Genomic DNA, 9,005 nt, shown 5'->3' on the forward strand with positions numbered 1-9,005 from the left:
CTGAGCAGGCGCCGGGGGATTCCCGAAGGGCGACGGCGGCGCCCCGAATGGAGAGGCAGAGGGAGGGGCGACAGCCGGCGCTGCGGCCGGGGACGAAGCCGGAAGTTTTTTCGGCTCCGGCTTCCCGGCGCGCATTTTTCCGAAGAGGAGCTCCTGGATGGCGCGCACCTTGGGGTTGTCGGAGAGAGCCGTTGCGCCTTCACCCAATTCGTTTTTGGCAAATTCGCGCGTGCGGGAGACGTCCTCCTGCTCGCGGCGATAGACGCGCTCGTCCGCGACCGCCTTCTCAATGAGCTTCATCAATTCCGTGCGGCGGCACTTGAGGCGCCTCAGCTCCTCAATCGCGGCGCCGGAACTTCCGAGCACGAGCTCGCGCGCCTTGACGCGCTCGAGTTCGAGTTCAAGAAAAGCGCGGCGCAGTTCGAGCCGTGCGCCTTCCTCCGGCGTATCGAGCGTGAGCTCGCCCGCAAGAAGGGACTCGTAGCGCGCGGCATCCGGAGATTCCGAGAGCCGCATCAGAAGGGCGGCAGGCGACATCGGCTCCCCGTCATCCTCGCCCGCGGCTGCCCGCCAGACCTCAACGATCCGGTTGGCTGCGGGGCTCGGACTCATGACGAATTCGTCTTCAATCTGAGCGCTGAATTCTCCGAGAAGCTGCGGATAGGCAAGAAAGCACTGCAGCATGCGGTCGCGCACGTCCTGGACGCCGATTCTCGGCTCGGGCGCCGGACGGCGCCTCCAGTCAAAGCGCGCGTCCCAGCCGCCGAAGCGCCCCGGATACGGGCCGCCCGGACGCGGGAAGGGTGCAGAAGACGGGCGCTCCACCGTCTTTCTTTCGGTCGCCACGCCCCACTCTCTTTCGAGATCCTCGAGCTGCAGGCGCGCAAGCGCCGCAATCTCCTTCATGAGGGAGAGCTTCAGCACCGGAGCGCTCTTCATCGAAAGAATGAGGGGCTTCGCCTGAGCCACGAGCTTCGCGCGCTCCTCGGCGTAAATGAGCTCCTTACCTTCGACGAGAATGCTCTTCAGAAATACGGTGAGAGGAAGCGACTTCTCCATCTCGCGCTCATAAGCCTCCGGCCCCTCGGCCTTGATGAGGCTGTCGGGATCGTGCTCCGGAGGCAGAAGCACGAAGTGCGCCGCCTGGTCGTCGCTGATGACGGGAAGGGCCGCGTCGAGCGCGCGCTTTGCCGCCTTTCTGCCGGCGCTGTCGCCGTCGAAGGAAAAGTAGACGGAGTCGGAAAGCTTGAAGAGCTTCTTCACGTGCTCGGGCGTGATGGAGGTGCCCAGAGCCGCCACGGCTTCGCGGAACCCGGCCTGCGAGAGCTGGATCACGTCCATGTAGCCCTCGCAGACGATGGCGCGCCCCTTTTCGACGATCGCCGCCCGCCCCTCATAAAGCCCGTAGAGTTCGCTTCCCTTGTGGTAGATGGGGGTCTCGGGGCTGTTGAGGTATTTGGGCTGCTCGTCCCCCTTCATCGTGCGGGCGCCGAACCCGATGACCGTCCCCTTGGGAGAGCGGATCGGGAACATGATGCGGTCGCGGAAGGCGTCGTAGCGCCGGCCGTTCTTTTCGAGCACGAGTCCGGTGGTGAGAAGCTCCTGCGCCTTGTAGCGGTCGCCGGGAAAAACGGCTTCAAGTCCGTGCCAGCCGTCGGGCGAATAGCCGAGGCCGAAGCGTTCCGCCGTTTCGCCCGAAATTTCGCGGGCCTTCAGGTAGTCGATCGCCTTTGTGGAATTCCTGAGGCAGGACGTGTAGTAGTCCGCCGCTTCCTTCATGAAGTCGGAAAGCGCGCGGGCTTTCTTCCTCGCTTCCTGTCTTCCGGGCGTGCGGTCCTCGGGCACTTCCATGCCGTAGATTTCCGCGAGGCGCCTTACGGCATCCGGGAAGTCGAGGCGCTCAATGTCCATCAGGAAGCCGATGGCATTGCCCGCCTTGCCGCAGCCGAAGCACTTGAAGATCTGCTTCGAGGGGCTTACCGAAAAGGACGGCGTCTTTTCCTTGTGGAAGGGACAGCACGCCATGAAGTTGCGTCCGCCCTTCTTGAGGGTCACGTAGCGGCCCACCACGTCGACGATGTCGGCGCGGTCAAGGAGACTCGTAATGAAGCCCTCAGGAATCATGGAATGCGCAGGGAAAAATAGAAGTCGGACCCGGCAGAAATGCCGAATCGAATTCTGAGGGAAAAATTCTCAGCATGCAAAAGAAAAACCCCGAAGAGTGACTCCGGGGTCTTCCTTCATTCCGCAGCGCCCTCAATCTTTCCGGAGAGCTCTGCGGCGATATGAAGCTTTCGGCCTCATCGGCATCCGGTGCTTTCAGCTTCCCGATGCCTGCGGCCTGAAGCAGAGCCGAACAGCGATTACTTCGCGGTGAGGCGGGCCTTCACCAGGGCGGAGACCTTGCCGAGATCGGCGCGGCCGGTGACCTTCGCCTTTACGGCGCCCATCACCTTGCCCATGCCGGCCATGCCCGTGACGCCTGCGGCAGCAACAGCTTCATCGATAATCGCGATGACTTCGTCATCCGAGAGCTGCTTGGGAAGATATCCCGAGAGCACTTCGATTTCATTCTGTTCCTTGCCGGCGAGGTCCTCACGGCCGCCAGCGCGATACTGTTCGACCGAGTCGCGGCGCTGCTTGACCATCTTGGTGATGATTTCCATCACCTGATCGTCCGTCGCATCGATCTTTTCATCGATTTCCCGCTGCTTGATCGCAGCGAGAAGGAGACGAATCGTGCTCAGACGGTCGGCATCATGCGAACGCATAGCGGCCTTCATATCTTCGCGGATTCTGTCTTTAATCATCACCATCCTTCGAGCGATATCAGATTATTTCTGAAAGCCGTTCCGGACCATCCGGAAGGCCAAAGAGAAGCAATTAGTAGAGCTTCTTCGGGAGCATCATGCTGCGCAGACGCTTGTAGTGGCGCTTGACGGCAGCCGCCTTCTTGCGCTTACGTTCAGCGGTGGGCTTTTCGTAGAATTCACGCGCACGGAGCTCGGTCAGAAGACCGGACTTCTCGATGGTGCGCTTGAAGCGACGCATGGCGACTTCGAAGGGTTCGTTCTCTTTAACGCGAATAGTAGGCATTCGACACCTGGTTGTGATGACCCGGAAATGTATGAAAAACTCGGGCACGCGTCTGGTTCCGGGGCAAGATGCGGCCGAGTACGAAGCGCGAATTTTCTCATAAAGCGCATGCATACTTCAACGCCCGAAGGCAATTTTTTTCTGCGTTTTTGCGCGCTTCGCCTCACGCCTCTCTTTTTGCCGGTCCGAAGAGGCGGTCCCCGGGCTCTCCTTTAATTAGAATGACGCCCACTATGCTAGTTCTTGGTATTGAATCATCCTGCGACGAAACCGGCGCCGCCCTCATTTCCGATACGGAAGGGCTCCTTGCCGATGCGCTCCACACCCAGATAGACATGCACCGCGCCTACGGCGGCGTGGTGCCCGAGCTCGCGAGCCGCGATCACATCCGGCGCGTTGTTGCGCTTACCGATGAAGTTCTCGCCAAGGCGGGAAAGACCCGCCGCGACATCACGGCAATTGCCGTCACGGAAGGCCCGGGTCTTGCGGGCGCCCTTCTTGCCGGGAATGCCGTGGCGCACGCCATGGGCTTTGCGCTCGGGATCCCGGTCGTGGGCGTCCATCACCTCGAAGGGCACCTCCTCGCCGCGCGGCTTGCGAAGCCCGCGCCTCAATTCCCCTTCCTCGCGCTCCTCGTTTCGGGCGGCCACACGCAGATTCTCCGGGTGGAATCCTTCGGTTCCTACGAACTCTTAGGCGAAACGCTTGACGACGCCGCGGGCGAAGCCTTCGACAAGACCGCTCAGCTCCTCGGCCTCCCCTATCCGGGCGGCCCCGCCGTCTCTGCCCTCGCCGAGAAGGGAACGCCCGGCGCGATTGAGCTCGCGCGCCCGATGATTCATGCGCCCAACCTCATGATGAGCTTCTCGGGCCTCAAGACCTCGGTCCTCACGGCGGTAACGAACGCCCCGGACCCGAAGGATGAAGTCTTCCGGGCCAACCTTGCCCGCGGGTTCGTCGACGCGCTCGTCGACGTTCTCGCCGCGAAGCTCGTGCGCGCCATCAAGATGACGCGCCTCAACCACGTCGTCGTTGCGGGGGGCGTCTCCGCCAACCGGCAGCTCCGCGAGCGGCTCACGCAGGAAGTGGAGCGCCGCCGCGGGAAGATCTACTTCCCGCCCATGCGCCTCTGCACTGACAACGGCGCCATGATTGCCGCCGCCGGCATCGCGCGTCTCGAATCCATGACGCAGGAAGAACGGGATGCGCTCGTTGAGACGCTTTCCTTCGGCGTGCGCCCCCGCTGGCCGCTTGAAAGCCTTCCCAAGGCTCAGGTGCCTGAAGCGCTGACGGTCTGAGCGAGCGCTCCGCTTCTCCCCCGCTCCCGCTTCAAAACGCACGGCGTTCCTCACGGAATCCGGGCGTTTTTCTTTTTCTGCTCCGTAAACACGAACGACCCAGAACTAAGCGCTTCTGCTCAATCTTGTTGAGAAACGGCACAGATGTTGTGCGCGCACACCTCCAAACGATTACTAATCTCGTTTACCTTAGGGGTTTGGAGTACTCCAAAGACTGACGAGATGATTAGGATACTTTCCGTGAAAGGGCAGTTTCTCCTTTCATATCTCTTTGGTAAACCGAAGAGATAGATTTGAAAATCCACATCCTTTACATAAAAAATGGAAACGCAGCAGCAAACTTCTTCAGCGTCTCTCTCCCGGGAGGAAGTAAAGACGCTCGGACTATCGTCCCTCGGGGGCATCCTCGAGTTTTACGACTTCATCATCGTCTTCTTCTTTGCGAAGATTATTTCCCAGCATTTCTTCCCGTCAGGAATCGGTGAATTCTGGGCGCTCCTCAACACCTACGGCACCTTTGCCGCCGGCTATCTTGCCCGTCCGCTCGGCGGCGTCGTCATGGCGCACTTCGGCGACAAGTTCGGCCGCAAGAACATGTTCATGCTTTCAATCGCCCTGATGGTCATTCCGACCTTCTCTCTGGCGGTGATTCCTACCTATGAAACGATTGGTTATGCTGCGCCGATCTTCCTCATACTCGTTCGAATCTGCCAGGGCATCGCGATTGGCGGCGAGCTTCCCGGCGCCTGGGTCTTCATTCAGGAACATGCACCGCAGGGTCACAAGAACAAGTTCATCGGCATTCTGACGGCCTGCGTGACGGGCGGCATTCTCCTGGGCGCCATCGTCGCCCTCGTGATGAACACGATCTACACGCAGGCGGAGCTCTCCGACTGGGCGTGGCGCGTTCCCTTCGTGCTCGGCGGCATCTTCGGCCTGATCTCGATCTACCTCCGCCGCTTCCTTCAGGAAACGCCGGTCTTCAAGAAGATGCGCGAGAGCAAGGCGCTTGCCAAGTTCCCGCTTGCTGAAGTGCTCCGCACCTCCCGTTTCGGCGTCTACCTCTCCTTCGTGATCACCTGGGTCCTCACGGGCTGCATCGTCATCTTCATTCTGATGATGCCTGGCTTCACGGGCGGACTTCTCAAGTTCACGCCGGTTGAAACGACCTACCTGCAGATGGCCGGCATTGTCTCGATCGTCGCCTCGTGCGTCCTCTCGGGCATCCTTGCCGATCACCTGAGCCCGGCTCGCCTCTGCACCTGGTACGCGATCGGCTTCGCCGCCTCCGCGCTCCTCTTCTGCCACAACCTCTATACGGCTGAACCCAACACCGCGTACGTCGCCTTCTGGTACGTTGCGACCTGCTTCTTCGCCGGTCTTTACAACTTCTGCCCGATCTTCATGTCGGACGTCTTCCCGGCCCGCATCCGCTTCTCCGGCATCTCGTTCGCCTACAACATCAGCTATGCGCTTTCCGGCGCCGTGACTCCGCAGCTCTGCTTTGCGCTTCACACCTACGGCAAGCTTCATCCTGATTCGATCGGCAGCCTCGGCCTCGGCTTCTACGTCGTCGTCCTCGGCCTCATGGCAATCGGCTGCGCCGTTGCAATGAAGCGCGTCTACGGGAACGGCAATACGAATACCAACACTGCGCTTTCGGGTGCAATGTAATGGTTCGCTGAAGCTCTGAAGCTTCCAAAAGAAAAGCCGCGTTTCCATCCACATCGGATGGGAATGCGGCTTTTTTCGTATCCGTCACCCCGCAGGAAGCCCGAATCGAGGAACCGCAAGGCGTCGATCAATCATCGTTCCGAACAATATCGTCAGACTCTGACTGCTCTGCGCATCACTTCGCTCTGCCCGTTGGAGCTCCTCCGCTGCTTCTGCTCAATCGTGTTCGCTGCGGTTCGCGGCAAACACCGCGGCAAAAGCGCTCTGCATGCTTCCAATCGCTGAATCCATCCTTTGCGGGGATTTCTTTTGACGGCCTGGAGGAGGCGGCAACGGCGTCTCTGCACTTCTCTGCGGACATCACGTGCAGTGCCGCTTCCCGGAACAAGAGCGATCATGACTTTCACAGGATCCAGATACAGCAAAGCCCGATGCCGAATAAACTGCACCGGGCTTTCTGCGGCCGTCCTGCCGCATGCCTTTCAGCATGCGCGGACCGGAACAGAACTCAAGCGGGAATTACTTGAGCTTCGTTTCCTTGTAGATCACGTGCTTGCGGGCAACCGGATCGTACTTGGAGATTTCCATCTTGCCAGACTGAGTCTTGCGGTTCTTGGTCGTGGTATAGAAATGACCCGTGCCAGCCGTGGACTCGAGCTTGATCTTATCGCGAGCGCTTTTCGCCATGGTGAAACTCCTTAATTAGATTTCGCCGCGGGCGCGAAGATCCGCGAGAACAGCATCAATGCCAACCTTATCGACCGTACGCAGGCCCGCATTCGTCAGACGAAGACGAACCCAGCGGTTTTCGCTCTCAACCCAGAAACGGCGATACTGCAGATTCGGCATAAAGCGACGCTTGGTCTTGTTATTCGCGTGCGAGACCTGATGGCCGACCATCGGCGCCTTACCGGTGACTTGACACACTCGTGCCATCTTTAACTCCAAAGAAAATACGTCTCGCAGGCGCTGAGCATCTTTTGAAGGAATGCTGTGCCAAACGAGCGCAATAAAAAGTTAAAACTAGTCACTCTCCGGATGCGTCGCCACCTGCATCGGCGCCGTTGAATCGGCGCGTCGCGGCTTGGCCCCCCACAGTGTCAGTACAGGGTTCCCGGCGGCGCGGAGAATATGACAGGGAGCGAATTGTACTCGAGTCCGCGCGTGATGTGTGCGAAAAAGACCGTTTTTCTTTAATCTGTTGCCTCAGACTCCATTTCAAAGGCTTTCTCATGCAGGTTCTTCTTGCTCAGCCGCGCGGTTTCTGCGCCGGCGTCACGCGTGCCATCGCCATTGTAGAAAGAGCGCTCGCCATTTACGGCGCTCCAATATATGTTCGTCACGAAATCGTGCACAACCGCACGGTCGTCGAAAGCCTCCGCGCCCGGGGCGCCGTCTTCGTCGACAACCTTTCCGACGTGCCGGAGGGCGCGACGGTCGTCTTTTCCGCTCACGGCGTTCCGAAGGCCGTTGCCCGGGAAGCCGAGGAGCGCGGGCTGCGCGTCTTTGACGCAACCTGCCCACTCGTCACCAAGGTGCATAAGGAAGTAGGACGCATGCGCCGCGAAGGCCGCACCATCCTCATGATCGGCCACGCCGGCCATCCGGAGGTCGAAGGCACCATGGGTCAGGTCGAGGACGGCATCCGCCTCATTGAAAAGCCCGCCGACGTGGCGAAGCTCCCCTACACGGACGCCGACACGCTCGCCTACGTGACGCAGACCACCATCAGCGCAGACGACAGCCGCGACGTGATTGAGGCGCTCAAGGCGCGCTACCCGCACATTCACGAACCCAAGCGCCAGGACATCTGCTACGCAACGCAGAACCGCCAGGTCGCCGTGAAGAAGCTCGCTGAGGCGGGCGTCGACGCGGTTCTCGTCATCGGCTCCGCCACGAGTTCGAATTCCAACCGCCTGCGCGAAGTCGCGGAACGCGCCGGCGTGCGCGCCTGGCTCGTCGACTCCGCTGAACACGTCGATCCCGCGTGGCTGAAGGACGTCAAATGCGTCGGCCTCACTGCGGGCGCCTCTGCTCCCGAAAGCCTCGTTCAGGGCGTTGTCGACTGGCTGAGGGAACATGCGGGCGCTACGGAAGTCCGCACGCTCGAGGGCGAAGAGGAAAGCGTCGCCTTCCCGCTGCCGAAGGGCCTCTGGGAAAGCGATCTTGAAGCCGCCCAGGCCGAGAAGTCGGGTAAATAACCTCGCCGCCTCTGACGCACCACCGCGATCCCTCGTCTGACCTGCTCCGAAGAGGCTAGTATTAACCCGCAAATTATTACGGGCCGGCCTGAAGCCGGCCGTCCAAAGCTTTTGAGTTGAGGTGAATGCCGATGTCAAAGTCTCAGCACCAGAGCCTTACGCCCGCGACGCAGTGGCTCAAGGAACACAAGATTCCCTTTGAAGAAAAATCGTACGAATACGTCGAGCACGGCGGCACGGCGCTTGCCGCTTCCGCCTGCGGGCTCGATCATCACCACGTCATCAAGACGCTCGTGATGGAGGACGAGAACAAGAAGCCCCTCATCATTCTCATGCACGGCGACTGCGAGGTCTCTACCAAGAATCTCGCCCGCCAGATCGGCGTGAAGCACGTTGCTCCCTGCAAGCCCGAACAGGCGCAGAGGAATTCGGGCTACTTTGTGGGCGGCACCTCTCCCTTCGGCACGAAGAAGAAGATGCCCGTCTATGTTGAGGATACGATCCTCGAGCTCGACCACATCTTCATCAACGGCGGCCGCCGCGGCTATCAGGTCGGCATCGACCCGAAGGTTCTGACCGACGTGCTCGGCGCCAAGCCGGTGCACTGCGCAAATCCGGAATAAGTCCGTTTATTCCTAAAATCGGGTAGGAGGCATGGGATTAGTTCCCATGCCGTCCTCCCACACCACCGTACGTACGGTTCCGTATACGGCGGTTCCTAGTATCAAGGCTTAAC

Annotated in this window: 9 protein-coding genes; 4 read left to right on the forward strand and 5 right to left on the reverse strand. The window is 60.2% G+C overall.

Translation table 11 applies throughout. The features are described from left to right. The 3 genes from dnaG to rpsU all read right to left on the reverse strand — a co-directional run. Positions 1-2,124: DNA primase (gene dnaG / locus GBM95_RS10030; RefSeq protein WP_152158969.1), on the reverse strand; the 2,124-nt coding region annotated here is incomplete at its 3' end. Positions 2,125-2,363: 239 nt separating this feature from the next. Continuing rightward, complete coding sequence (locus GBM95_RS10035; protein ID WP_193222658.1) at positions 2,364-2,816, reverse strand: GatB/YqeY domain-containing protein; 453 nt, start codon at positions 2,814-2,816, stop codon at positions 2,364-2,366. Between the two features lie 67 nt (positions 2,817-2,883). Next, positions 2,884-3,096, reverse strand: a complete 213-nt coding sequence (gene rpsU / locus GBM95_RS10040) for a 30S ribosomal protein S21 (protein ID WP_139688702.1) — start codon at positions 3,094-3,096, stop codon at positions 2,884-2,886. Positions 3,097-3,329: 233 nt separating this feature from the next. On the opposite strand from rpsU, the gene tsaD reads away from it, so the two are divergent. Continuing rightward, on the forward strand, positions 3,330-4,394 hold the full coding sequence (tsaD, locus tag GBM95_RS10045; RefSeq protein ID WP_152158971.1) for a tRNA (adenosine(37)-N6)-threonylcarbamoyltransferase complex transferase subunit TsaD: 1,065 nt from the start codon (positions 3,330-3,332) through the stop codon (positions 4,392-4,394). A gap of 321 nt (positions 4,395-4,715) precedes the next feature. Continuing rightward, the gene (locus tag GBM95_RS10050; protein ID WP_152158972.1) at positions 4,716-6,068 is read left to right on the forward strand and encodes an MFS transporter; all 1,353 of its coding nucleotides are present in this window, start codon (positions 4,716-4,718) and stop codon (positions 6,066-6,068) included. Positions 6,069-6,587: 519 nt separating this feature from the next. Here GBM95_RS10050 and rpmG read toward each other — a convergent pair. Next, positions 6,588-6,755, reverse strand: coding sequence for a 50S ribosomal protein L33 (rpmG, locus tag GBM95_RS10055; protein WP_139688699.1), 168 nt, complete (start codon positions 6,753-6,755; stop codon positions 6,588-6,590). Positions 6,756-6,770: 15 nt separating this feature from the next. Continuing rightward, the gene (gene rpmB / locus GBM95_RS10060; RefSeq protein ID WP_139688698.1) at positions 6,771-7,004 is read right to left on the reverse strand and encodes a 50S ribosomal protein L28; all 234 of its coding nucleotides are present in this window, start codon (positions 7,002-7,004) and stop codon (positions 6,771-6,773) included. A 296-nt stretch (positions 7,005-7,300) separates the two neighbouring features. Between rpmB and ispH the strand changes: the two genes are divergently transcribed. Beyond that, on the forward strand, positions 7,301-8,269 hold the full coding sequence (gene ispH, locus GBM95_RS10065; protein ID WP_152158973.1) for a 4-hydroxy-3-methylbut-2-enyl diphosphate reductase: 969 nt from the start codon (positions 7,301-7,303) through the stop codon (positions 8,267-8,269). Between the two features lie 131 nt (positions 8,270-8,400). Further along, on the forward strand, positions 8,401-8,892 hold the full coding sequence (ybaK, locus tag GBM95_RS10070; protein WP_139688696.1) for a Cys-tRNA(Pro) deacylase: 492 nt from the start codon (positions 8,401-8,403) through the stop codon (positions 8,890-8,892). Positions 8,893-9,005 lie beyond the last annotated feature (113 nt).

This window comes from Sutterella seckii (genome assembly GCF_009183815.1).
GTDB lineage: Bacteria > Pseudomonadota > Gammaproteobacteria > Burkholderiales > Burkholderiaceae_F > Sutterella > Sutterella seckii.

Excerpts from the sequence above, each read along its gene's own strand:
- ybaK (WP_139688696.1), top strand. The coding sequence starts at position 8,401 with ATGTCAAAGTCTCAGCACCAGAGCCTTACGCCCGCGACGCAGTGGCTC.
- rpmB (WP_139688698.1), bottom strand. The coding sequence starts at position 7,004 with ATGGCACGAGTGTGTCAAGTCACCGGTAAGGCGCCGATGGTCGGCCAT.
- GBM95_RS10050 (WP_152158972.1), top strand. The coding sequence starts at position 4,716 with ATGGAAACGCAGCAGCAAACTTCTTCAGCGTCTCTCTCCCGGGAGGAA.
- GBM95_RS10035 (WP_193222658.1), bottom strand. The coding sequence starts at position 2,816 with ATGGTGATGATTAAAGACAGAATCCGCGAAGATATGAAGGCCGCTATG.
- rpsU (WP_139688702.1), bottom strand. The coding sequence starts at position 3,096 with ATGCCTACTATTCGCGTTAAAGAGAACGAACCCTTCGAAGTCGCCATG.
- tsaD (WP_152158971.1), top strand. The coding sequence starts at position 3,330 with ATGCTAGTTCTTGGTATTGAATCATCCTGCGACGAAACCGGCGCCGCC.
- ispH (WP_152158973.1), top strand. The coding sequence starts at position 7,301 with ATGCAGGTTCTTCTTGCTCAGCCGCGCGGTTTCTGCGCCGGCGTCACG.
- rpmG (WP_139688699.1), bottom strand. The coding sequence starts at position 6,755 with ATGGCGAAAAGCGCTCGCGATAAGATCAAGCTCGAGTCCACGGCTGGC.